The organism is Chitinophaga hostae (assembly GCF_018224885.1).
Taxonomy (GTDB): domain Bacteria; phylum Bacteroidota; class Bacteroidia; order Chitinophagales; family Chitinophagaceae; genus Chitinophaga; species Chitinophaga hostae.
This window is the reverse complement of sequence record NZ_JAGTXB010000009.1, coordinates 282,950-306,985: the sequence shown is the minus strand read 5'-3', so window position 1 is coordinate 306,985 and position 24,036 is coordinate 282,950. Positions and strand designations below refer to the sequence as shown.

Below are 24,036 nucleotides of genomic sequence, written 5' to 3'. Positions count from 1 at the left end.
GAAGACGAAAGTCTTCTCACCCTTTTTTATTAAGCAGTTCGGTCCTTTTATTCATAAGTTTTTCTCTAACTTCAAGAATAAGTTCAACCCATATCATAAGTATCTCTTTCTGTTCTGCACCAAGTGTTAAGAACATTTCCCTATTCTGTTGACGAGATTCCATAAAAATATTTATCCTGGTCCATAGGACAACTTCCTCTGCAACCAACGCTATTACATTAAGTACCTCGGCAACAACTTGATAATATTCTCCTGATAGCAATATCATTATAATCTGATGGAAAGTAAATCTTTCCATATCAGAAAGTTGATCAGGCCTAAAGTGTTTGAGTGTATCGGTTAAACTGGCCACCATAGTGTCTACCGATTCTGCATCGCGCCTCACAACGGCCTTCATCAAACCTTGTTGAAAAAAGCTAAGCATAAACACAACATAGAAATAGGACATATGTGCTTTCCCGTTTTTCTCAGATACTATTCTTTCTGGTTCAAGGTTGTCATATAAATTCGTCGCTAGCTCATTAAAATGCTCTTCGACAAACTTCCATATTCGATCCCGTTCATCAATCGTTATAACTTCACGGCTAAATGCTACTCTACTGAGAGTTTTATAATTCTTCTCCTTCAAAGCTTTATTCAATAAACTATAGAACTCTTTCTCCGTTAAATCAATATTCGACGCTATATAATCCGGTGTACTTTCTTTTAATAAAAACTTTGTCTCTGGGTCAATATCCCCAAAAAAAGTATATGCATGACCGTAAGTCTCAAGTACATTATTATCCAACAAACCTTTATTAACTTTCTCTATATAATCTCTGACCCGGTTCTCAATTTCCTGCTTGTCACACCATTCCTCCAAAAACTTCACCAACCAAATCACCCGGTTCCTATCCTGCTTCCTCCCATATCTCATCAAATACCAGATATTAAAAAACCGTTCACGCAGAAGATAGATGTGATTCTTTGTTTTAGTGGCCCGTTTCTCGATTACCTGGTTCTTCTCCAACTGCCGTAATTGTGCCGACACCAGCTTACTATCCAGTCTTGTTTGTTTGGCCAGCTCCTTCACGCTAATCGCTTCCCAATGCAGCGCCACCGCATCCACAATTTTCTGTTGTTGGGCAGGCAAGTCATCCATCCGGTGTTTGTACAACGGCGTAACAGCGTCCAATACCTTCTCCAGATCGCTTAAGGCCGTTCCATGCTCGCTATCCACAAACACCTGGAATAACAATACCATTGTTCTGGGCACACCACCGGACAATGTTCTAAGCGTAGTAATACGCGAAGGACTATTGGCTATGATGCGCTCAATCTTCTCTTCTTCATGATGCAATACAGCCAGTTTCCTCAGTAGCACAATGCTCTCTTCATCCGTCAGACCTTTAAGTTGAATCACTTTGAAGAATTCAAACAACGGCTGCTGATAATCCAACACACTTTCCAGTACCACAGGAGAACCTGCTATCAGTCTGAAATGTGGCAGCGTTTGCAGGATTTCTCTTAGCCGGTGTACTTCCAATTCACTAAACTTTGCCAGTAGTTGTCCGATATTATCAATGAACAGGATCACCTTTTTCTTATGCTGATCCAAATGTTTCACCAGTACTTTCAGCGCCGCTTCTTCATAATTTTCCTGTTGTATATATGGCTCAATCTCCTGGGTAATTCCATGGAATCCGTGATAGTCCTCCAGGTATTCGGCGATCCGTTCCCATAGATTTCCGAGCTCCCCAATATTATACTGTTCTTCACTAAACGTAACAGGAATCAGCCATTTAGATAACTTTGCATCATCCTCAACGGCATATTTCAATCTTAGTAACATGGTAGTTTTACCGGCTCCCCGTTGTCCAAGCAACAGGTAATGTTGTTCAGGCGTCGCCATCTTACCTGACATAATATCCGCCAAAATATCTTCAAAGATTTTGGTGCGGATAACAAATTCGGCAATAAACTCCTCCTTGTTCTTTCTGTCCGGATTGTATAATAAAACGCTCATATCTAACAAATAAATTGCTCCCACCATCGTTTCAGGATCGGTGAGTTAAAGAGGTAAACACCCTGACTGGTATTGTAATGGATGTATCCATCATACATCAGGTTCTCTATAATTTTCCTGTAATGTTCTTCCTGGTGATATTTTACTGCCAGTTCCAAACTATCTTTCTTACTGAGAGTATGCCTTATCGCCAGCTCTTTCAGCAGTATATCCGCATACTTAAACGCGTCATCTTTAAAATGTGTTTTTAACCGGGAGTAGTAGTGATCAAAATGATTCTTATGTCTCAAACTTAATAATTCTTCAATTGCTTTTTCCACAATTTCTTTAGTGACTTCCGTGCCTGATTGGGAAGCCTGGATGATTTCCTGTACAATGAGCTGTATATGAAAAGGGATCTACCATTGAAGTGTTTCCATCAGCGCACGCTCTCCACTGGCATGGATAGTCCTGGAATGGTGAGTCAACAATTTGGTAAAAAGTTCCACTGCCTCAGCCTCAGATAGTGGTTCCACCTCTATTGAGACTAAATCATTTATGGTGGCGGTAGCGCCGATGGAGGATACTGTTTGATTCAGGCCTATGGAACCCGTATAAACAAACCTGATTTTTTTTGATATCACCGGATCTATTCTCAGCTCGCGCTTTCTTTGCAAAAAATTCAAGGCTGCTTCGGCATCCCTCTTCCTGATATTTTCTATTGTTTGCGGGAATTCATCGATTAACAATACCAGCTCAACTTCCTCTACTGTGGCATATCCTGTAAGGAAATTCTGAAATTCTTCATAATAATCACGGACTTCAGGAACATGATTGAATTCAAGGGCAGCGTTAAATAGCTTTATACTTTTAATCTTCTGGAAAAACCTGTTGCCTTTGTCTTCCAGGCCTGTTCGCAATTTAACGGAGCGGGAAATTTTTGTATCATTTAAAATACTTTCCAGCAGTTTGCGGTAAAAATGAGATGCATCAGCAACACTTTCTGTGTCTACATACACGTAGTGCCGTTCGGCAATATTATTATCTCCCAGATACCATAGGATAGAGGTCTTACCAACCCTGCGGGGAGCAGTGATCTGAATATTGTTTCCGTTAGAAAGCACCTGAGCTACTTTCGCTACTTCGCGACCACGCTGATAAAAGTCTTCACCCCTGGCCGGAAGCCCAATTACGTTCTTCATGACAATAGAATTTTTGTCAAAGTAAATGACAAAAATTCTATTGTCAAAATATTTGGCAATATTTTTATTGTTAAAAATATAAGTCATTGATTACGATAACCTTACTGCATACATCGTATCCGCGCCCTTGTCATACCCTGCAATTACGCCACCTTCCTGTTTCCGTAAATCACTGATTTCCTCAATATATTTCACCACATCCTCGTTCTCCTGCTTAAACACCGAGCAAGTAATATAAATCAACGCACCTCCCTTTTTTACAAAAGGTACCACGTTATGGGCTATACGCTTTTGCAACTGCTGATACTTCTGGATCTCCTCTTTTTTAAAGAATGAAATACTTTCGGGAGTACGCCCCCAGGTACCGGAGCCACTGCAGGGTGCATCCAGGATAATGCCGTCGAATTGCCTGCTGCCCATACTGGCCGGGAAATGCTCTGCTGTAAGATCTGCCACCCGTGCCTCATAATTTTTCACACCAGCAGCCGCAAAACGCTGTTGCAGGTTTTCCAGGATAGACCGCCGTACATCTGATACCAGTAATTGCACGCCCGGTTGCTGATCCTTCAGCAGGATAGATTTGCCACCGCTGGCGGCACAACAATCCCACCATCGCTGCTGCGCAGCCGGTGAAAACAATGCGCCGGTTTGCTGGCTGGATGCGTCCTGTACTTCATACCAGCTTTTTTCCGGCACAATTACTTCGATCTTGGTGCCGTTGGGCAGAGCTACGGTGGTATTATTGGCAAACACCTCGTAGGCCACCGCCGCATTATCCAGCAGCTGCCGAACCTTGTCCAGCTTATTATTACGCACCCGGATAAACAGGCGCGGCTGTGTAAGCATCGTATAGGCATATGTGTTAGCGTCTATACCGGCCGACAATTCTCCGGAGAAAGGGAAAACAGCGTCGGGAGTTAATACTGCAGGCAACAGCGCCGCTTTATCTGCCAACGGCAATGTGGTATGTTCATTCCAGGCCGGTTTCACAGCAGCCAGAAAATCATTCGGGGCTGTTTCACAAAGCAAAGCGCCCGCTATAACCCGTTCACTCACCGGCAGTGATTTCCCCCACTGTCCCAACCGGAAATAATGATACACCAGCTGCGATATCCAACGCCGGTCGCGCCCTCCCATATAGGGATGCTCCTTGAAAAAGGCCTTTAGAAAATGATGTAGTGGCAGGCTGCCGGCATAGGCGCCTATCACTTTCTCTGCTGATGCTAAATAATTTTCCCAACGGGTCATACGCGAAGATAGCGAAGTTTGCCTGGTACAGGTAAGATGAAAAAAGCGAAGACAAAAGCCATTGCTTTCATCTTCGCTTATTTTTATCATTCAAAAAATAAAAATCGGGATAATCAGCCTGAACCAGGTTACAGTTTCAGTAATGCTTTCAACGGATCTTTACCAAACAACAACTGTTCAGGATTTTCCAGCATTTCCTTAACGCGCACCAGGAAGCTTACTGATTCACGGCCATCAATGATACGGTGGTCGTAGCTCAGCGCCAGGTACATCATCGGACGGATGACTACCTGTCCGTTGATCGCCATCGGACGATCCTGTATTTTGTGCATACCCAGGATAGCAGACTGTGGGATGTTAATGATAGGAGTGCTCATCAATGAGCCAAATACGCCACCGTTGGTGATGGTGAAGGTACCACCGGTCATTTCAGGCATGGTCAGTTTGTTGTCGCGTGCTTTGGTAGCCAGCTCTACTACTGCTTTCTCAATACCTGCCATATCCAGGCTTTCTGCATTACGGATCACCGGTACTACCAGGCCTTTAGGAGCCGACACCGCAATAGAAATATCACAGTAATCGTGGTATACCAGTTCTTCACCGTCGATATAAGCGTTTACAGACGGAAATTCCTGTAATGCAAAGCAACATGCTTTGGTAAAGAAGCTCATAAAGCCCAGGTTTACCTCATGTTGTTTTTTGAATACTTCCTTATACTTGGCACGCAGGGCCATTATTTCGGTCATGTCTACCTCGTTGAAAGTAGTGAGCATGGCCGTTGTGTTTTTGGCTTCCACGAGGCGGCGGGAAACAGTTTTACGCAGGTTGCTCATCTTTTCGCGGCGTTCCTGGCGGGAAAACAGTTCCTGTCCAATAGCTACGCCAGGGTTTTGCAGGGCAGCCAGCACATCGTCTTTCATGATTTTACCATGTGCACCTGAACCTTTGATGCTGGATGGATCTACATGTTTATCTGCCAGCACAGCTGCTGCTACCGGAGATGCTTTCACATCATTGGGAATGCTGGTAACAGGCGCCTGTTGCGGCTGTGGAGCGGCCTTCGCCGGTTGTGCCGCCGGGGCAGCTGCCGGAGCGGCTTTACCAGCAGGCCTTGCAGCGCTGGTATCTATTTTACAGGCTACATCGCCTATTTTTAAAGTATCGCCTTCTTTCGCAACAATGATCAGCGCACCGGCTTCTTCTGCGTTGAGTTCAAAAGTTGCCTTTTCTGATTCCAGTTCACATACCACTTCATCGCGCTCTACATAATCACCATCTTTCTTTGTCCACTTTACCAATGTTACTTCACTGATAGACTCTCCTACTGTAGGCACTTTCATTTCAATGGTTCCTTTATTCACTGCTGGTGCCGCTGGTGCTGCGGCTGGTTCCGCTGGCGCGGCCGGGGCTGCAGGAGCGGCGGCCGGGGCTGCGTTACCTGCTGGTGCGGCGGCGTCTGTATCGATAGTGCAGGCTACATCACCAATCTTCAGGGTGGCGCCTTCCTGCGCTGCTGGCGCAATCTTCAGGATACCTGCTTTCTCTGCATTCAGCTCAAAGGTCGCCTTCTCAGATTCCATTTCACATAGTACCTCGTCCTGCTGTACATAATCTCCGTCTTTCTTCAACCATTTTGCAATTGTTACCTCGCTAATAGATTCTCCTACCGTAGGGACTTTGATTTCGATAGCCATATTTAATCAGTTGATGGTGATACCAGGTTAGCATTCAGCTTTTTGCTTTTGGCCCTTGGCTTAACGTTAAACCTGGTTATTCTGTTTATACTTTTATTTTTTTTAGATGTTAAAAGCCGTATCAATAATCTGTTGCTGTTCACGTGCATGTACCTTTGCATAACCAGTGGCAGTAGACGCGCTTGGATTGCGGCTGATAACACCATAGTTGATCTGCTTCAGGTTCATTTGCAGGAATGCGGCAGCACCCATATTCAACGGCTCTTCCTGTACCCAGAAGAAAGTAGCGCCCTTATATTTCTGGGAAATAGCTTCCAGCTGTTTTACGGGCAACGGGTACAGCTGCTCCAGGCGAACAATAGCCACATCTTTGCGGTCATCCTTGCCTTGCTTATCACTCAGGTCGAAATACATCTTACCTGAACACAGTAATACTTTCTTTACCACTGCTGCATCATCAATAAACGGATCATCCAGTACCTCTTTAAATCCGCCTTCTGTAAATTCGGCTGTGGCAGAGTAAGCACCTATATGACGCAGGTTGGCTTTCGGTGAGAAATTGATCAGCGGTTTGCGGAACTGCCAGGTCAACTGACGGCGTAACGCATGGAAGAAGTTGGCAGCAGTCGTAATATTGGTGATCACCATATTTTCTTCTGCACACTGTTGTAAGAAACGTTCCGGACGGGCGTTGGAGTGATCCGGTCCGCCACCTTCATAACCATGAGGCAATAACATTACCAGGCCATTCTGTGTTGTCCATTTCTGTTCTGCACTGCTGATATACTGATCAATTACAGTCTGGGCGCCGTTTACAAAGTCACCATACTGTGCTTCCCATAATACGAGGCTGTTAGGGTTGGCCATGGCATAACCATATTCAAAGCCCAACACACCATACTCACTCAGCAAAGAGTTATAAATCCTGAAATTGCCTTGTTTTTCCTGTAAATGACTGAGACGGTTGTAAGTCTCATTGGTATTTTCATCAAACAACACCGCGTGACGATGGGAGAAAGTACCACGTTTTACATCTTCCCCGCTCATTCTTACGTCTTTGCCTTCCACGAGCAAACTGGCATATGCCAGCAGTTCACCGGTTGCCCAGTCCACCTTGCCTTCTTCCTGGTATAGCTTGATCTTGTCCTGCAGCAGCTTGCTGACTTTACGCAGCGGAACAAAATTTTCCGGCCATTTCATCAGGGCATCAAAAAGACGTTTAAATTCATCTTCCTTAATAGCCGTTCCCGGAGAAGATTCAAAGTCCTGTGCAGTAGATTTACGGAGGGCCTGCCACCACTGTTCGGGTTTCTGGTTGGCATAAGGCAGCGGATGTTGCTTTACATCATCGAGGCGTGCCTGTAAGTCGTCCCAGAAGCTCTTTTCCATTTCCTTGGCCAATGCCTGTGCATCAGACTCGCCGTTGTTCAGCAGGAACTGGGTATATACTTCACGCGGATTAGCGTGTTTTTCAATGAGTGCGTATAAACTTGGCTGGGTGAACTTAGGTTCATCCCCTTCGTTGTGGCCATGTTTACGATAACAAACCATGTCAATGAACACATCTTCATTGAATTCCTGGCGGTAGCGGGCGGCCAGCTGTGATACTTTCACCACTGCTTCTGCATCATCCCCGTTTACGTGGAATACCGGCGCCTGTACAATGGAGGCTACGCTGGTACAATAGTCAGAAGAGCGTGCATCATCAAAATCGGTGGTAAAACCTATCTGGTTATTGATCACAAAATGAATGGTGCCACCTACGTAGTAACCTTTCAGTTTGCTCATCTGCTCTACTTCATACACAATGCCCTGACCCGCTACGGCAGCATCACCGTGAATGAGGATCGGCAGTATTTTATCATAGTCGCTGTCGTAGATCACATCTGCTTTACTGCGTGCAAAACCCACTACAATAGGGTCTACCACTTCCAGGTGGGAAGGGTTGGGCATCAGTTGCAGGTTTACCGGTTTGCCGGCGGGAGTGGTTACCTGGGAGCGAAAACCGAGGTGATATTTCACGTCACCGCTGCCCATGGTCATATCCGGTACGGCCAGGCCTTCAAATTCATTGAAGATCTGCTCGTAGGTTTTACCCAGGATGTTGGCCAGTACATTCAAACGGCCACGGTGAGCCATACCGATCACAGATTCCTGTACGCCATAGTCTGCCGCCACGTTAATGATAGCATCCAGCGCAGGGATAGTGGATTCACCACCTTCCAGGCCAAAACGTTTCTGTCCGATATATTTTGTGTGGAGAAATTTCTCGAAGATGACACCCTGGTTCAGCTTCTGCAAAATGCGGCGGCGCTGTTCCAGCGACAATGGCTGCGTCATGATCGCTTCAAACTCCTTTTCCAGCCACTTTGCCTTGTCACGGGCGTTGATATATGTATACTGTAACCCTACGGAACCCGCATAGATCTGATTCAGATAGGCCACAATTTTTTCGAGCGTCGCTTTGCCCACTCCGATGGTGGTGCCTGCAAAAAATTCAGTTTTGAGATCAGCGTCCCCCAATCCAAAGCTGGCCAGGTCCAGGTTGGCCTTCCTGTCTTTTCTTTCACGGATGGGGTTGGTTTTAGCAATCAGGTGGCCTTTTTTACGATATGCCTGTATCAGGCGGTATACACCCAGTTCTTTCGCCAGCTGGTCGTCGCTCACCGGTAACGAAGTGCTGCCCCCTGCTACAGGCGCTGATGTCGCCGCCTTACCGTTTACATTGGATACTGCAAAATCAAATCCTTCAAAAAACTTAACCCAGTCCGGGTCTACAGAGTTGGGATCTTTGCGGAAATCCTGGTATAACGATTCAATGTAAGCAGGATGTGAGTTGGTGACGAATGAGAAGTCCTTCATTTACAACGAGTTTTGCTGATCTTCAGTTCAAATACTTTTCTGTTGGTCCCGATATATTAATATATGGGATTGCAAATATCGCTCGTTTTTTGATACGCTGGGTGGAAAAAATTAGAAAAAATCAAGTGATTATCTGTGATGAAAGACCCTTATATTTGCTCATTGACGGAAAAACTACATTTAGTTTGTTTTGTAAATGGAATATAGTTACCTTTGCCGTCCGAAACTTGAAATTTGAAAAATGGCAAACCATAAAGCAACGAAAAAAGACGTACGTCAAAGCAGAAAACGTAATGAGCGTAACCGTTACTACGGTAAAACTACCCGTAATGCCATCCGTGACCTGAAAGCGGTGACTGACAAAGCAACTGCGGAGAAAGATTTAACAGAGGTAGTATCTATGCTCGACAAACTCGCAAAACGTAACGTTATTCACAAGAACAAAGCAGCAAATCTGAAAAGCAAGCTGGCTAAGAGAGTTTTAGCTCTGGCTTAATTGTTTCAGTAACAATATTTACAGCTCTTCCTCCAAAAGGAAGGGCTTTTTGTTTTTCCACTCACTTTTGTATAATGAAAAAAATAGTTATACTCCTTACCTGCCTGCTGCCACTGCTCTCCGCCGCCCAGGACCTCACCACCCGCTTCGAAAAGACAACCGGCCAGGAAACCGCCACCTACCAGGAAGTAATCCGGTACTACCAACTGTTGGCCAAACGCTTTCCCCAAATCAATATCCGGACCATTGGCGCCACAGATGCCGGTTTTCCGCTCCACCTGGTAACCTATTCCCCTCAGCGGGACTTCGACTTTAAAAGTCTCCATAAAAAGAATAAGCGCATTATCCTCATCAATAACGGCATCCATCCCGGCGAACCCGACGGCATCGATGCCAGCATGATGCTCCTGCGCGACCTGGCAACGGGTAAAACCAGTCTGCCTGGTAACGTAATCCTCGCCGTTATCCCCGTTTACAACATTGGTGGAATGCTGAACCGCTCCCCGTGGTACCGGGTAGACCAGGACGGCCCCGATGCCTTTGGCTCCCGTGGCAACGCTCAAAACCTGGATCTAAACCGCGATTTCATCAAATCTGACTCAAAAAACGCCCTCGCCTTCCAGCAAATCTACCAACTCACCGATCCGGACGTGTTTGTGGATAACCATGTAAGCAATGGTGCCGACTACCAGCATATCATGACGCTGCTCACCACCCAGCATAACAAACTGGGGGGAGCCATGGGTGAATTCATGAACAAAACATTTGAACCCGGCCTGTACTCCCTGATGAAAGCAAAAGGCTACGACCTGGTGCCATATGTTAACCATTTTGGTGAAACACCCGACAGCGGATGGGTAGAGTTTACAGATCTTCCCCGCTACTCTACCGGTTACACCACCCTTTTTCACACGTTCGGTTTTGTACCGGAAACGCATATGCTGAAGCCTTATCCCCTCCGCGTTAAAGCGACCTATGCGCTAATGGAATGCTTTATACAGTTTACCTCCACCCACAGCGAAAACATTAAACAACTGCGCGAAGCAGCAAAACAAACCTCCATCACACAAAAAACATTTCCCTTGTCGTGGCAGTTTGATATGAACAAATACAACCTGGTCACCTTCCGCGGATTTGCTTCCGGGCATAAACCCAGCGCTATCTCCGGCTTACCACGACTATACTACGATCGCACCAAACCCTACACCCGTCAGGTGAAATTCTACAACCAGGCATTTGCAGCAGATTTTGTTGAAAAGCCACTGGCGTATATCATACCACAGGGTTGGTGGAGCGTTATCCATCTCCTGAAAAATAATAATGTGCAAATGCAGCCATTGCCACATGATACCGTGATGCAGGTAGAAGTATATCATATCACCGACTTCCGGAGCTACACTAAGCCATATGAAAAACACTACCTCCATACAAACATCAAAGTGAGCAGCAGCAAGGATTCCATCCGGTTCAGAAAAGGTGATTATTACATCCCCATGAATCAAACCGCCAACCGCTTCCTGATCGAAACACTGGAGCCCGCCGCTGGCGATTCCTATTTTGCATGGAACTTTTTTGATGCTATTCTCGGACAAAAAGAAGGCTACTCCCCTTATGTTTTTGAAGATACTGGCGCCGCCTATCTTAAACAGCATCCGGAGTTGCAGGATTTGTTAGATAAGAAAAAAGCGGGTGATAGTGCATTCGCTAACAGTGCCAGTGCACAACTGGATTTTATTTATAGAAACTCTCCTTATGCGGAGCCGGAATATATGCGTTACCCGGTGTACAGGGTAAGATAATTTTCATCAGATGATTGACGCGGAGATGTAGGCGAAGCTTATGTCTCCGCTTTTTATTTGATTTATTTATATAGTCAGAATGATAATGAACAGATCATTTTGTCGATGAACAAAAATGAACAGCCCGGGTTTGTTTGTACCCTTTAAATTCGTGCCCGTTTACACGTTCAATTTGCTTTCTTCTGTAACGTGGTTCAAACGAAATTCTTCCTGAAATAAACACAAACAACATAAGTTTCATGTGCGCTATTTCAGAGAGGATCTACTCTATATATCTACATAAACAAAATTTCAGCAATGGTAATTGCGCCGTCAGTGACGGCGTAATTATAAACACTTAAAAATCAACCAATAAACTCTTATTTAGCACCTTCCAGACAACATATTATTTCAAATATTCTTTCACAACTAACAAAAAAAAATACCATGTCTTACAAAGAATTTGTACAGGATTTAAAGCAGAGCATCATACGCAGCAGATACATTGCGATGAGGCTTGCTAACCAGGAACAACTGAAATTATATTTTAAACTGGGGAAAATGCTTTCTGAAAAAATAAATGTGGAAAATTGGGGTACCAAGGTAATAGAACAAATAGCAATGGATCTGCAACAAGAACTAAATGGGTTAAAGGGATTTTCTCAAAGAAATCTAAATAATATGCGCCAATTCTATGAGACTTATCATTCTTTTCAAATTATGCAGTCAGTGACTGCACAATTTGAAAAAGTCGTTTACAGTATAAGTTTTACACACCACGTCCTCATCATAAATAAATGCAAAACTGAAATAGAACACCTCTTTTATCTTACACAGGCTGCTGAACAATTCTGGTCAGTAAGAGAATTAGAACATCATATTAACGCAAAGCTTTTCAAACATCAGGGCAATATGCCCAACAACTTCAGCAAAACTCTCCCGGAAAACATCAAATCAAAAGCACTTGAAGTATTTAAAGATGAATATCTCATTGACTTTGTCACTATCAACGAAGATGACGACGAAGGCATTCTCGAAAATGAAATCGTAAACAACCTCAAAAAGTTCATTATGAGCATGGGCAAAGGTTATTCCTTTATCGGTAACCAGTACAAACTGGAAGTAAACGACAATGAATTCTTTGTAGACCTGCTCTTCTATAACCGACACCTGCAGTGTCTTGTAGCGATTGAACTGAAACGAAAAAAATTCAAACCGGAATATGCAGGCCAGCTAAATTTTTACCTGAATGTGTTGGATGATAAGGTAAAACTGCCACACGAAAATCCCAGCATTGGCATTGTGCTTTGCAAGCAAAAAGATAACACCGTGGTGGATTATGCTATAAAAACAATTGATAAGGCCATGAGCGTAGGTACATACACCCATTTTCATACACATAGCGTACCTGAGAATATGAAGGATTTTTTACCCGATGCTGAGACCCTGTCAAAAATGCTATAGTTTGAATTCGTCAATCAATGACTGATGAATTTAAGATCCCGGGTGAATTAAGAAGATGCGAAACCTAAACCCTCTCCAGCCGCAGCATTACATGCTGCTCGCCATAGAAATGATTGTAGAAAAGAATGGAATTAACCGGCGCAGACAATACCGCCTGCTGTGGAAACCACTGCCGGGGCACTTGCTGCGCTTTTATGATCTGCGCGGCCAGCCACAAGCCAAAAGCGCCGGCAGTATCATACTCGCCGCATAAATGCTTAAAGGGGAACTGCGGAATACCGGGAAAACAACTGTCCAGCTCCTGGTAAAAATGTTCATGATTGCTATCCCCGTTACGACCGGTAATGATCAGATCTGCGCTTTCCCCGAAATCTTTCAGTGTGGTAGAAAGCTTTCCCGGTGCGGGTTTATACAGCATTTTAAACCCGGAGATCGCCGCATAGGTTTGGGTAGATGGCTGGCCTGTCAGTGTAAAAAACGTAGCGCCTTCTCCGGCGATAGTACCCGGCGATAAATGCTGGTACAACTCCCGGCTGTCTGTTTTGTTTTCTTTCCAGAAACCAATACGACTCTTGATATAAAAATGCTCAGCGGTAATTTCCTCAAATGCACCGGTGAGCGTATGAGAAGTGCCTTCCTGTATCAGCATCATACTGTCGAGCAGAGCGTTTTCAAACGAAAAACCACGGTGTACAAAGGTATTGTTATACGCCGTACACTTCTGTTGCAGGGCAATTAACCCATTTACAGAATTGTAGGTAGATTGAATAAATGGGGTGGGATTTAATGCAGTTTCTTTATAGGTTACAATTTCCTTGATAAACTTTTCGGTATCCTGCAAACTGCCTTTACCGGTGCCGGTAACAATAGGGCCGGGTATGCTGATGCCGCTATCCTGGATACATCTGAGTGCGGCTGTTAAACCTATTTTGAGTACGCGTGTCATTCTGCGTAAACTGTTAGCAGGAATAAACGGTTTATAGTCGGGTTCCATACAGGCCAGCAGGTTGCTATCTGTATGCACCAGTGGTGCTGAAAAGAGATCCCCTTCAAAAGTTTGTTGCGGGGAAATAGCCGCCATTCCTTGTATGTAACACTTACCCTTCATATTTGCTGATCACCAGGGAGGCATTGTTTCCTCCGAAGCCAAATGAGTTTGAAATAACATTGTTTACCGGGTATCCTTCCATCAGTTCCGTTACCGGGCTGATGTTCAATTCTTCCATTCTTTCCGAAAAATTGAGATTAGGAAATATTAACCCCTGTTGTATTGCCAGAATGGCGTAAATCGCTTCTATAGCGCCTGCTGCTGCCAGCGTATGCCCTGTAAACGGCTTTGTGGAACTGAATAAAGGTACCTGGTCGCCAAACAAACGCTCCAGCGCCTTGCCTTCTGAAACGTCGTTATTCAACGTGGCAGTGCCATGTACGTTGATATAGGAAACCTCCTCCAGCGACCTGCCACTCATGGCCAACGCTGTTTTCATGGCTTCGTAGGCGCCATCACCATCCGGTGAAGGGGAGGTGGGATGAAAAGCTTCATTGGTATTACAGTATCCGGTAAGCTCCGCCAATATACGGCTGTTGTTAGCCCTGGCGAAAGATTCGCCTTCCAGTACCAGGTAGGCTGCTCCTTCACCCAGATTAAGACCGGTGCGCTGCTGATCAAAAGGACGACAAAACTGTTTGTCCACATTTTTAAGGGAATTAAACCCATTCAGCGTAAAACGTGTAAGCGCCTCCGTTCCGCCGCATACTACCCTCGGCAGCATTCCCTGTTTAATCATCCGCGCCCCAAACATCAGGGCATTGGCGGAAGATGAACAAGCAGTGCTGATCGTAGCAATATGTTCGCTGAACCCAATGGTATCGGCTATACGTTGTGTACAATCGGCGCAATCAAGGGTATCAATGTACTGTAAAAAAGCCCCTGTCTTTTCCGGATCAATAATATCAAAATATAATTTCTCCGTATCACACATGCCGCCAACCGTGCTGGCATTGATAAACCCGGTAGGGGCAGATTGTACATCGGCAATACCGGCATGCTGCAATGCTTCCCGCATAGCTGCCAGGCCCAGTAAGGTAGTGCGGGTAAACCCTTCTGTGGGAGCAATGCCTGCCAGGGCAAACAATGATTCGCTGGGATGCTTTACTTCGGCCACCGGCAATACCTGCCGGTGAATCGTATCTATGTAACTGCTATAACCAAGACCACTCTGCCGTGACCGCAGGCGATGTAAATTTCCGGCTACATTATCACCAATAGCGGTGATCATTCCTATCCCTGTTATAAACACTCTTTCCGCCATGCAGCCAGTTTACCTATGCAGGTTGTTTTGATTGGATAAATTCTGCCATCGACTGAACAGACTGTAAAATTTTACGTCCTTCGCGCGGATCTTCCACCTTGATATGATATTGTCTTTCCAGCAATACCATCAGCTCCAGGGAATCAATACTGTCGAGCCCAAGCCCTTCTCCGAACAATGGGGCATTGTCATCAATATCTTCCGGCTTTGTATCCTGAAGATTTAACGCTTCGATGATTTGTTCTTTCAGTTTCTTTTTTAATTCTTCCATAATGTTGTAGGTTTATCACCTGTTGTTCACAACCGGCGAATGCCCTTGTGGGGAGTAAAAATACAGTTTTACTATTGTTTTGAAAACATTTATCAGTTCAATCTTCTTTTTTCCACCCAGCCGGCTATGGCCAGCATAGCCAATCCTGTGAGTACTAATCTCAGCACATTTTTCCACACGTAGCTTATGTCCCCGTTGCGCAGGTATATATCGTTGATAGCATCCAGCCCCCAGCTAAGCGGCGACAAATGCCCCAGCAGCTGCATTTTGGCCGGCATCACCTCCAGCGGAATCCAGATCCCGCCTATGGCCGACAATATCACGATGGAAATGGCCCCAAAGTTCAGCGCCTGGTTAGGCGTTTTAAACAGTGTACCGATCAGGATACCATATGCCGTTGCTGCCAGTCCTATCCCGGAAGCCACCAGCAAGGTGGCGCCGGGATGTTGCCCCATCACCAGTTTGGGCAAATCCAGCAAAGGCAATATATAGGTTCCTACCAGCATCATCCCATAAAACTGCAACACACAAATGCCTACAAAAAACAGCATCTTACCCGCCAGGATAGCCAGGTAGGAGCCCGGTATCAGTTTCATCCGCAGCAAACTTCCGTCTTCCCTTTCCCGGATCATATTTCCGGCTATCGGAATCACAATAAAAAACATCGCAAAGATGCTCCAGGCCGGCACATTATGCTGTACAGAATTAGAGACCACATCCAGCTGTTTTGCCGTGCCGGTGCTATGTTCTTTTAGTCCAACCGCCTGCAGGCGGATCGGCAGCGTATCATTGCCGGCGGCAATCGAATCCTTATTACGCAGTTGCTGCTTAATACGATCCAGCAACATGTCCGTTTCCACCTGCGTCAGGAAATTATCCAATGCCTGGTGGATGGCGCCTTTAAAAGCCTTTTTAGCAGCCGGATCAAAGTAAACCGTTACATTCAGCGAGTCGCCGTTCTTCTTTACCGGCAGCGACACCGACATGCCCATACGATGGGTAATATCGTTGACTATCCGGTTGGCATTACTCACAATAGCCGCTGTAGCGCCCGCTGGTACAATGATGCTGATCTTGTAGGTCCCGTCATGTACCAGCTCCTTTGCCCGCTCGGCGGTAACCGGTTTTCCATCCAGTGTATCAATGATGTTAAATTGCCCGCCGGATGCAAGCCCGTCTTTTATATAGCGGCCCAAACGACCATGGTCATTATCTACCGTTAATATGTCAAACTTGATATCCTGGTAATCTTTAAAAGGCGCATCCTGTATGAGCGCCATCACCGTAATTAACACTACAGGCATCACAAACAGGAGTATCAAACCTGTTTTATCACGTAACAGCAGCTGCCATTCTTTCCTAATAGTTGCCAGTAGTCTTAGCATAGCCTTTAGCTCTTAGCTGATAGCTTTTAGTGTTCGTTAAATTTATTTCTCCGGTGTTTATTCCTGTCTTATAAAAATCAGCTGTTAGTCCCGCAGCGCATTGCCTGTAAAGTGGAGGAACACATCTTCCAGGTTATCACATCCCGGATGCGCTGCGATCAGGGTAAGCGGATTACCCTGTACAATCATTTTTCCGGCATCCATGATCACTACTTCCTCACACAACGATTGGGCTTCCTCCAGCAGGTGCGAAGTATACAGGATACTGGCGCCTTTCTGGTTGTAGTTCCGCAGGAACTGCAGGATCATACTGCGTGACTGTACATCTACTCCGGCAGTTGGTTCATCCAGTACCAGTAATTTGGGGTCGTGCAATATAGCTGCGATGATATTGGCCCGGCGCTTCATGCCGCCTGAATATTTATGGATCTCTTTATGTGCACTCTTTTCCAGTCCGAATAACTCCAGGTACTGCATAATCTTCTGCTGCAATGCCTTGCCTTTGAAACCATAGAGATTACCGAAATAGGTGAGGTTTTCAACCGCCGACAATTGCGGGTACAGTGCAATCTGTTGTGGTACAATGCCGATAAGCTGCTTGATTTCTTCCCTATGTGCGGCATTTTGTTTCAAACCGTGTATAGTTACTTCTCCGCTATCGCCACGCACAATTCCGCATAAAATAGAAATAGTAGTCGTTTTACCCGCTCCGTTAGGCCCCAGCAAACCAGCTATCCTTCCCTCTCCAAACCGGAACGTAAGCCCTTTTAAGGTAGGCTCTTCGCTCCCTTTGTAGGTTTTATATAATTCATTAACTGATATACCGGACATCATCTCATGGGGTATTTAATTACAACTTCACCTGTGCCAGTTTTTTGAAGAAGGCCTCCTCTGAAGCGGCACACTGGAACAACATTTCACTGAGTTCTTTATACGACACATTATCTGCTGATCTGCTTTTACATACCCGGCCTGCGGCAAATGCAAAATTCCGCCAAAGGTCGCCGGTTTGGGTAAGCTCTCCTGCCAGTTTACTTAACTCATCTTTTTTCAACAGCGTGGCTGCTTCCTGTAAAAATGCAGCATACAGGAAACGGAAGCCGGCGCCACCGGTACCTATCTCCTCCTGCATACGGATAATATTTCCCAGGTACAGCGTTGCCTTACGGTCGCCCGGGTTTTCCGCGTAATTAGCCACCCTTTTTGCGAGAAAGCGGATCCCTTTAACCCCAAACATAGGAATAGGCACTTTCAGCATAAAGTGACAGGCCTGTTCAATTCCTGCTTTGATCGGCTTTTCAAAAGAAGCTGTAGGAGGTACATGAACCGGGTAATACATTTTTCCTTTGGGGGCGGGAAATCCTTTTGCAAAACGGGCCTGCTCCAGGCTTTCCGGATCAATAGTAGTCACCGTATCCATTACCGGGTCACTCACCAGGTATTGCCCATCCTCTTTGCCATATACCACCAGGTTATGCGCATTAAAATGGAAACGATAGGAAGGCGGAAAGTAAGGCAGGTAATAAACACTGGACTGTAATCCTACGGGAATGCCTGCAGCTATTACCTTATCCAATGCCTGCATGCCTTTTTCCGGTGTTGAGAATTTTTCGGATTCCATTCTCACTCCCAAACGCTTACATACGCGCTGGAAAATAGCCCCCGGCCATATCCGGTAGGTAGTACCGGGTACGCCATTCACTTTCACGAAAGGCAGGTGCCCGAAAAATATACCTGCACCTATACCAAAAGCCATTGGCTCACTGATCTGCAAACCGTAGTGACCTAGCAGATTTGATATCACCCCACTTTCACAATGTGCCGTTTGTGTGTGTTGGAAGAGAGAATTACTCATAATATTTTTTGAAAAGCATTACGAAAGAAGAATTACAAATGATGAATGACGGATTTGCGGGTAGATTTTCGGATAGTACCTACCCACAAATCCGTCATTCATCATTTGTAATTCTTCTTTCGTAATTATCTATTTAACCTGTAACAGGTCCGTTAAACTAACTTTGAAGGCATCCGCATAACGCAGCAGCATCTTTTGGGGAAGCCGTTTAAAAACACCGGGCTTCATGTGTCTTTTTACCTGCCACTGGAATTTTCCTACATAACTTGCCAGTAAGGGCAGGTCCATGAGGGTCTTTTCCATATAGTAGGCTACAGGACTTATTTCCCCGGCTTCTACGCGGGCCCGTGCCGCTTTCACCCTTTCATTTACTTCCTCCCAGGCCTGATCCAGTGCAATGTTTTCCGGTTCCCAGCCAGCACTCTGCACCTGCACATAATTGCCGGAGTTATCCACCGCATACATAATCTGCTTGAATGTACCTTCATGCAGGTTATCACTATCCTGCGGTACTTCCTCTTTTTTCATGATAGCAGTTTTTAGAAGTTACAGCCTATACCACCGTAATATGTGCATAAGCATAAGAAAAACGTGCGCTTTCCGGAACCATTAACACCACCTTCTGCCCTTTCTTAAAGCGGCCGGTATTCATCAGCTCCTCCAGCATCAGGTAAGGAGATGCGGTACCTACGTTACCCACATTGGCCAGATTGGTAAACCATTTTTCCAACTTAACGGGAACCCCTAAACGGGTAATTTCTTCGTCTATCTTTAACCTGAAAAACTCAGAGGAAAGATGCGGCAGGAAAAAGTCCAGCTCATCAAGATTGATGTTATGGCGCTCTACCAGCTCTTTCCACATTTTTGCTCCGGAAGGAACTATATTTTTACCCAGTAAGCGGGTATCTTGTTTAAAGGAGAAAACACTATGCTGTGCCCATTCTTCCGGCGTCATATCCACCCAGCCGGTGGTGCTGCCATCCGGTTGTTTGATCGCACCTGCATACATACAGGTTTCCAGTTCGTTGGCGTAAGATAAAATCTCCACCCAGTCTACCCGCAGCGATAAACCATCTTCATTGGGCTTATCCTGGAATAACGCGGCACTGGCTCCATCGGACAACATCCACCGGAGGAAATCTTTTTCAAAAGCGATGATCGGATTTTCATCCAGGCTTTTCAGGTTTTCTGCTTCAGGCTGGAATTTCTGTGCCAGCATCCAGGCAGAAAATTTTTCTGATCCTGTACTTACGGCATTGGAAGTATTGCCGCAGCGGATCGACATCCAGGCGTATTTAAACGCCTGCATCCCTGCTGCACAGGCGCCGGTGGCTGCGATGAGCTCCACTGGCTGGCATTTCAGGAGACCATGTACCATGGCCGCATGATTGGGTAACAACTGATCCGGAGAGGTAGTGCCGCAAGCCAGTAATTCTAATTTGCTGATTGGAAATTTCTCATCAAACAATTGTTCCACTGCTGTTGCCGTCATCTCTGCATTGGAATGGGTCGAATTTCCTTCCTTGTCCAAAGAGTAGTAACGCGTCTTGATTTTATTGTTACCCAGAATCTTCAAACGTGCACGGGAAGCCTTTCCATCTACCATGCCGAGAATACTCTCCATTTCATCATTTTCAACAGGCTTGTTAGGTAAAAATTTAGACAGCCTGGTAATATAAACTTCCTTCATTTGAATATTATTCGTCTTTTAAGGCTACATGTAAAACCTGGTCTGAACTGCCTTGCCTTACCAGCCAGCTCACAGTGATAAACATATTTATATTTAATATACGTTGTATACAGACGTAAATATAGAATTCTAATTGCAATTACAACTATTACGCCATAGCGCAAAGCTACTACAATGTGTGTTACCTCAGGGAAATACCCTTGTAGTAATCCACCTCACGACGCAGCTGGTTCTTTTTAAGGTTTAGCTGTATAAGAGAAGTGATCAGGGAGATGGGCGTTAAAACAAAAATACCCAGCAACAGCAGTCCCCGGTACATAGATACACGTCCCTGCCGGGAAGCGGCGCCCGGTCCGCCCTTGGCGCTGATGAATTTTGCCCAGAAACGGAATGCCTTTATGCCCTTGCCTTCTAACACCACCAGGTTGGGTAACAACTCCACCGCATCCAGGGATAACAGTTGCGGATGCAGGTCGTCCCAGCGGCGTTGTTGCAATGCACTCTCAATAGGAGCCGCAAAACGGCTGGAAGTAATGATCTCATTTTCCTGGACACCCGCCTGTGGTAAAAAGCGCGTAGCTTCCTTCTTTCCCTTAAATGCCCAACGGAGAATGGTGATAACGGATATCAGGTTGGGAGATTTATCCACCAACACAATATTACCCACTAAATCCGCTCCCGCCTGATGCAGGTAATTTTTTACTTTCTCCTGTGCATTCAGCCACATGTTCCTGCTACCCAGCAGGGTAAGCACCTTTTTACCCTTCAGTAACTGCCTGGCAGCCTCACTTTGCAGGAAGGCAGCCGTAGGCTGTGAAGGAGATAAAAACCAGGGCTGATAAGCCAGGATCACCAGGTCGAAAGAGGCATTCACATCCACTTTTATTGGCTGGATGCCCCGGGGAGTGGACTGAACAGTTTCGGGCATAGTATCATAAAACTGCTGTTTCCCCCAGGGAAATGGGAACGGTGTTACAGGCACCAATTGCTCGAACGTAATATCTGCTTTACCTTCCAATGGTGCCAGCACATGATCAATAATCCTTTTCAGTTGTCCGGTCTGGGTATAATATACCACCAGGATCTTCGGTCTTTCGTTCATAAAAGGAATAGGAGTTCAACAATTCAAAACGTAAATCAACAATTCAAATGGCAAAATCTACAATTCAAGCTGTAAACATACAAAAAAACAGCCATCATTCATGTCATTTAATGATAATTTGACGCGAAGTGTTGATAAGATGGGGTGTGAATAAAAGGGGTAAACACTTGTGCCCCAGCCAGGTACAGCATCAACCTATATAAACCAGCGAATGCTGTACCTGGACTCAAGGACTTGTTATGTTTTATTAAAACATTCTATAAACAGAAAACCAGGACTAAATATGATATCTGATTTGTTAAAAAAATGCAAATATTCATATCTATTTTTTCTGTATAGAACCAGAACCAGCTACAGAAGAAGAAATTTGCGGCGTGCCTTTATATCTCACATCTCCGGACCCCGCAATTTTTGCATTGAGTTTTACACTGGCATATACATCCGCATTGCCGCTGCCGGCAATATTAATTTCCGCATTTTCAGAAAGCAACTCGTCGCACCTGAAATTGCCGCTGCCGGCAATAGACAGGTTCACATCTTTGGTTTCGCCCTTCAGGATCATGTCGCCTGATCCGGAAATCGACGCCTTTACCACCGGCGCATTTATTTCTCCCTTCACATTTCCGGAACCGGATAAGGAAACCTTTACATCAGCGCCGGAGGTAAATTTATTTGTCAGCCTGATATCTCCCGAACCCGACAACGCCACCTCGCTGAGTTCAGGCATAGTCAGGTAAACACTCATATCTTTATGGGTGCTCACAGAAACGCCCCTTTTCAGCCTGACAATCAGCCGGCCCTCTTCTTCAACCATCTCTATCAGGGGAATAATATTGTCCTCTGCCTCAATAACAGCAGCTTTGGAAGGGCCCTGCTCCAGGTACACATTCATGCTGCCTTCCACCTTTACCCGGCGGAAAGTCCCTATCTGGCGGTCTTCTTTGATAACATGACCGCTCCCTTTCACACGATTCTGACCGATTACATCACAGGAATTTAAAAAAAAGGTTGCTACAAAGGCCACCATGGCCTGACATAGGAGTGATTTTGTTGATTTCATGGGTCTAAATTATAGCAGGAAGGTACACCAGTTTTCCGAAATTCGAATTTCAAAATCCGAAATTGACATAAGGACTTTATCTTTGCACCACCATGACAGAAAAGATACTCATCCTCGATTTCGGTTCACAGTATACACAGCTGATTGCACGCAGCATCCGTGAACTGAATGTTTATTGCGAAATTAAACCTTGTCTTCAGCCCATTACCTGGGACGAAACCATCAAAGGTGTTATATTATCCGGCAGCCCGTTTTCGGTGAATGACGAAAACGCGCCTATCATTGATATCGCCGCTATCGCCGCAAAAGTTCCTGTACTCGGCATCTGCTACGGTGCACAAATGATGGCCAAAGTGTTTGGCGGTGAAGTAGCTAAAAGCAATCTCCGCGAATACGGCCGCGCCTTTATGGAGCACAATGATAAAGAGGAAAAATTACTATATGATATCTCTGCAAAAAGCCAGGTATGGATGAGCCACGCAGATAGCATTAAACGTATTCCTGAAGCATTTGAAATCATTGCCACTACCGAAAATATCCCGGTAGCCGCATTTAAAAATACCACCCTGGCCGCTCACCCGATGTTCGGCTTACAGTTCCACCCGGAAGTAACACACTCCCTGGAAGGTAAACTGATCCTTCGCAACTTCCTGTTACATATCTGTAACTGCAGCCAGGACTGGACACCAGCCGCTTTTGTTCATGAAACGGTAGAAAGGATTAAAACACAGGTGGGCGATAAAAGAGTGGTAATGGCACTGAGCGGCGGCGTTGATTCCACCGTTGCGGCTGAACTGATCCACAAAGCTATCGGCAAAAACCTGTTCTGCATATTTGTGGATAACGGCCTGTTAAGAAAAGACGAATACGAAACCGTACTGGAATCGTATAAACATATGGGACTGAATGTAAAAGGGATCAATGCAAAAGACCTCTTCTACGGAAAACTGGCAGGCGTATCCGATCCGGAACAAAAACGCAAAATCATCGGTGGCCTGTTCATCGATGTTTTCCAACAGGAAGCCACCCACCTTACCGATATCTCCTTCCTGGGCCAGGGTACCATTTACCCCGATGTAATTGAATCCGTTTCTGTTAACGGGCCTTCTGTTACCATCAAATCCCATCACAACGTAGGCGGATTACCTGAAAAGATGAACATGCAGCTGGTAGAACCACTGCGCTTCCTCTTTAAAGATGAAGTACGCCGCGTAGGCCGCGAAATAGGTATCAGCGATATCTTCCTGGGCCGTCATCCTTTCCCGGGTCCTGGTCTGGCTATACGTATCCTCGGCGCCATCACCCCGGAAAAAGTACACATGCTGCAGGAAGCAGATAATGTATATATAGAAGGACTGAAAGAAGCCGGCTTATACGACAAGGTATGGCAGGCCGGTACCATCCTTCTCCCGGTACAAAGCGTTGGCGTAATGGGCGATGAACGTACCTACGAATTCACCGTTGCCCTGAGGGCGGTAACCTCGGTTGATGGCATGACGGCAGACTGGGCACATCTGCCTTATGAATTCCTCGCTAAAATGTCGAACGACATTATCAATAAAGTAAAAGGAATTAACCGCGTAGTATACGACATCAGCTCCAAACCTCCTGCTACCATTGAGTGGGAGTAAAT

Annotated in this window: 20 protein-coding genes; 4 read left to right on the top strand and 16 right to left on the bottom strand. The window is 45.5% G+C overall.

The features are described 5' to 3' along the window. Positions 1-16: 16 nt before the first annotated feature. The 6 genes from KE626_RS19725 to KE626_RS19700 all read right to left on the bottom strand — a co-directional run bounded on the left by KE626_RS19725 (position 17) and on the right by KE626_RS19700 (position 8,990). Positions 17-2,005, bottom strand: a complete 1,989-nt coding sequence (locus tag KE626_RS19725; protein ID WP_211974644.1) for an NACHT domain-containing protein — start codon at positions 2,003-2,005, stop codon at positions 17-19. 2 nt (positions 2,006-2,007) lie between these two features. Next, a complete protein-coding gene (locus KE626_RS19720; protein WP_211974643.1) occupies positions 2,008-2,325 on the bottom strand; it encodes a hypothetical protein in 318 nt (105 codons plus the stop codon). A gap of 78 nt (positions 2,326-2,403) precedes the next feature. Then, the gene (locus tag KE626_RS19715) at positions 2,404-3,273 is read right to left on the bottom strand and encodes an ATP-binding protein (RefSeq protein ID WP_211974642.1); all 870 of its coding nucleotides are present in this window, start codon (positions 3,271-3,273) and stop codon (positions 2,404-2,406) included. A gap of 3 nt (positions 3,274-3,276) precedes the next feature. After that, a complete protein-coding gene (locus KE626_RS19710; RefSeq protein ID WP_211974641.1) occupies positions 3,277-4,524 on the bottom strand; it encodes an RsmB/NOP family class I SAM-dependent RNA methyltransferase in 1,248 nt (415 codons plus the stop codon). Between the two features lie 38 nt (positions 4,525-4,562). Further along, the gene (gene odhB / locus KE626_RS19705; protein ID WP_211974640.1) at positions 4,563-6,128 is read right to left on the bottom strand and encodes a 2-oxoglutarate dehydrogenase complex dihydrolipoyllysine-residue succinyltransferase; all 1,566 of its coding nucleotides are present in this window, start codon (positions 6,126-6,128) and stop codon (positions 4,563-4,565) included. A gap of 102 nt (positions 6,129-6,230) precedes the next feature. Further along, positions 6,231-8,990, bottom strand: coding sequence for a 2-oxoglutarate dehydrogenase E1 component (locus KE626_RS19700; RefSeq protein WP_211974639.1), 2,760 nt, complete (start codon positions 8,988-8,990; stop codon positions 6,231-6,233). 241 nt (positions 8,991-9,231) lie between these two features. Between KE626_RS19700 and rpsT the strand changes: the two genes are divergently transcribed. The 3 genes from rpsT (at position 9,232) to KE626_RS19685 (ending at position 12,728) form a co-directional block, all read left to right on the top strand. Next, on the top strand, positions 9,232-9,486 hold the full coding sequence (gene rpsT, locus KE626_RS19695) for a 30S ribosomal protein S20 (RefSeq protein WP_211974638.1): 255 nt from the start codon (positions 9,232-9,234) through the stop codon (positions 9,484-9,486). Positions 9,487-9,560: 74 nt separating this feature from the next. Next, a complete protein-coding gene (locus KE626_RS19690; RefSeq protein WP_211974637.1) occupies positions 9,561-11,285 on the top strand; it encodes a M14 family metallopeptidase in 1,725 nt (574 codons plus the stop codon). Between the two features lie 426 nt (positions 11,286-11,711). Further along, a complete protein-coding gene (locus KE626_RS19685; RefSeq protein ID WP_211974636.1) occupies positions 11,712-12,728 on the top strand; it encodes a PDDEXK nuclease domain-containing protein in 1,017 nt (338 codons plus the stop codon). Positions 12,729-12,792: 64 nt separating this feature from the next. Here KE626_RS19685 and KE626_RS19680 read toward each other — a convergent pair whose 3' ends face one another. The 10 genes from KE626_RS19680 to KE626_RS19635 all read right to left on the bottom strand — a co-directional run bounded on the left by KE626_RS19680 (position 12,793) and on the right by KE626_RS19635 (position 22,403). Then, positions 12,793-13,836 (bottom strand): beta-ketoacyl synthase chain length factor, encoded by a 1,044-nt coding sequence (locus KE626_RS19680; RefSeq protein WP_211974635.1) that lies wholly within the window; start codon positions 13,834-13,836, stop codon positions 12,793-12,795. Next, a complete protein-coding gene (locus KE626_RS19675) occupies positions 13,826-15,040 on the bottom strand; it encodes a beta-ketoacyl-[acyl-carrier-protein] synthase family protein (protein ID WP_211974634.1) in 1,215 nt (404 codons plus the stop codon). Before KE626_RS19675 ends, KE626_RS19680 begins: the two co-directional genes overlap by 11 nt. Positions 15,041-15,053: 13 nt before the next feature. Then, a complete protein-coding gene (locus tag KE626_RS19670) occupies positions 15,054-15,311 on the bottom strand; it encodes a phosphopantetheine-binding protein (RefSeq protein WP_127035163.1) in 258 nt (85 codons plus the stop codon). Positions 15,312-15,403: 92 nt separating this feature from the next. Beyond that, positions 15,404-16,696: an ABC transporter permease gene (locus KE626_RS19665; RefSeq protein WP_211974633.1), complete on the bottom strand. Its 1,293-nt coding sequence runs from the start codon at positions 16,694-16,696 to the stop codon at positions 15,404-15,406. A gap of 84 nt (positions 16,697-16,780) precedes the next feature. Further along, positions 16,781-17,530 (bottom strand): ABC transporter ATP-binding protein, encoded by a 750-nt coding sequence (locus KE626_RS19660; RefSeq protein ID WP_249207573.1) that lies wholly within the window; start codon positions 17,528-17,530, stop codon positions 16,781-16,783. A gap of 16 nt (positions 17,531-17,546) precedes the next feature. Further along, the gene (gene darH, locus KE626_RS19655) at positions 17,547-18,551 is read right to left on the bottom strand and encodes a BtrH-related acyltransferase DarH (RefSeq protein ID WP_211974632.1); all 1,005 of its coding nucleotides are present in this window, start codon (positions 18,549-18,551) and stop codon (positions 17,547-17,549) included. 129 nt (positions 18,552-18,680) lie between these two features. Next, a complete protein-coding gene (DarG, locus tag KE626_RS19650; protein ID WP_211974631.1) occupies positions 18,681-19,079 on the bottom strand; it encodes a flexirubin biosynthesis protein DarG in 399 nt (132 codons plus the stop codon). A 25-nt stretch (positions 19,080-19,104) separates the two neighbouring features. Next, the gene (darB, locus tag KE626_RS19645) at positions 19,105-20,241 is read right to left on the bottom strand and encodes a dialkylresorcinol biosynthesis protein DarB (protein ID WP_211974630.1); all 1,137 of its coding nucleotides are present in this window, start codon (positions 20,239-20,241) and stop codon (positions 19,105-19,107) included. A gap of 181 nt (positions 20,242-20,422) precedes the next feature. After that, positions 20,423-21,343 (bottom strand): hypothetical protein, encoded by a 921-nt coding sequence (locus KE626_RS19640; RefSeq protein ID WP_211974629.1) that lies wholly within the window; start codon positions 21,341-21,343, stop codon positions 20,423-20,425. 322 nt (positions 21,344-21,665) lie between these two features. Beyond that, positions 21,666-22,403, bottom strand: a complete 738-nt coding sequence (locus KE626_RS19635; RefSeq protein WP_211974628.1) for a head GIN domain-containing protein — start codon at positions 22,401-22,403, stop codon at positions 21,666-21,668. A 92-nt stretch (positions 22,404-22,495) separates the two neighbouring features. Between KE626_RS19635 and guaA the strand changes: the two genes are divergently transcribed. Further along, entirely contained in the window at positions 22,496-24,034 is a 1,539-nt protein-coding gene (gene guaA, locus KE626_RS19630; RefSeq protein ID WP_211974627.1) for a glutamine-hydrolyzing GMP synthase, read from the top strand. Positions 24,035-24,036: the final 2 nt, after the last annotated feature.

Excerpts from the sequence above, each read along its gene's own strand:
- KE626_RS19725 (WP_211974644.1), bottom strand. The coding sequence starts at position 2,005 with ATGAGCGTTTTATTATACAATCCGGACAGAAAGAACAAGGAGGAGTTT.
- KE626_RS19715 (WP_211974642.1), bottom strand. The coding sequence starts at position 3,273 with ATGACTTATATTTTTAACAATAAAAATATTGCCAAATATTTTGACAAT.
- KE626_RS19710 (WP_211974641.1), bottom strand. The coding sequence starts at position 4,524 with ATGATAAAAATAAGCGAAGATGAAAGCAATGGCTTTTGTCTTCGCTTT.
- odhB (WP_211974640.1), bottom strand. The coding sequence starts at position 6,128 with ATGGCTATCGAAATCAAAGTCCCTACGGTAGGAGAATCTATTAGCGAG.
- KE626_RS19700 (WP_211974639.1), bottom strand. The coding sequence starts at position 8,990 with ATGAAGGACTTCTCATTCGTCACCAACTCACATCCTGCTTACATTGAA.
- rpsT (WP_211974638.1), top strand. The coding sequence starts at position 9,232 with ATGGCAAACCATAAAGCAACGAAAAAAGACGTACGTCAAAGCAGAAAA.
- KE626_RS19690 (WP_211974637.1), top strand. The coding sequence starts at position 9,561 with ATGAAAAAAATAGTTATACTCCTTACCTGCCTGCTGCCACTGCTCTCC.
- KE626_RS19685 (WP_211974636.1), top strand. The coding sequence starts at position 11,712 with ATGTCTTACAAAGAATTTGTACAGGATTTAAAGCAGAGCATCATACGC.
- KE626_RS19680 (WP_211974635.1), bottom strand. The coding sequence starts at position 13,836 with ATGAAGGGTAAGTGTTACATACAAGGAATGGCGGCTATTTCCCCGCAA.
- KE626_RS19675 (WP_211974634.1), bottom strand. The coding sequence starts at position 15,040 with ATGGCGGAAAGAGTGTTTATAACAGGGATAGGAATGATCACCGCTATT.
- KE626_RS19670 (WP_127035163.1), bottom strand. The coding sequence starts at position 15,311 with ATGGAAGAATTAAAAAAGAAACTGAAAGAACAAATCATCGAAGCGTTA.
- KE626_RS19665 (WP_211974633.1), bottom strand. The coding sequence starts at position 16,696 with ATGCTAAGACTACTGGCAACTATTAGGAAAGAATGGCAGCTGCTGTTA.
- KE626_RS19660 (WP_249207573.1), bottom strand. The coding sequence starts at position 17,530 with ATGATGTCCGGTATATCAGTTAATGAATTATATAAAACCTACAAAGGG.
- darH (WP_211974632.1), bottom strand. The coding sequence starts at position 18,551 with ATGAGTAATTCTCTCTTCCAACACACACAAACGGCACATTGTGAAAGT.
- DarG (WP_211974631.1), bottom strand. The coding sequence starts at position 19,079 with ATGAAAAAAGAGGAAGTACCGCAGGATAGTGATAACCTGCATGAAGGT.
- darB (WP_211974630.1), bottom strand. The coding sequence starts at position 20,241 with ATGAAGGAAGTTTATATTACCAGGCTGTCTAAATTTTTACCTAACAAG.
- KE626_RS19640 (WP_211974629.1), bottom strand. The coding sequence starts at position 21,343 with ATGAACGAAAGACCGAAGATCCTGGTGGTATATTATACCCAGACCGGA.
- KE626_RS19635 (WP_211974628.1), bottom strand. The coding sequence starts at position 22,403 with ATGAAATCAACAAAATCACTCCTATGTCAGGCCATGGTGGCCTTTGTA.
- guaA (WP_211974627.1), top strand. The coding sequence starts at position 22,496 with ATGACAGAAAAGATACTCATCCTCGATTTCGGTTCACAGTATACACAG.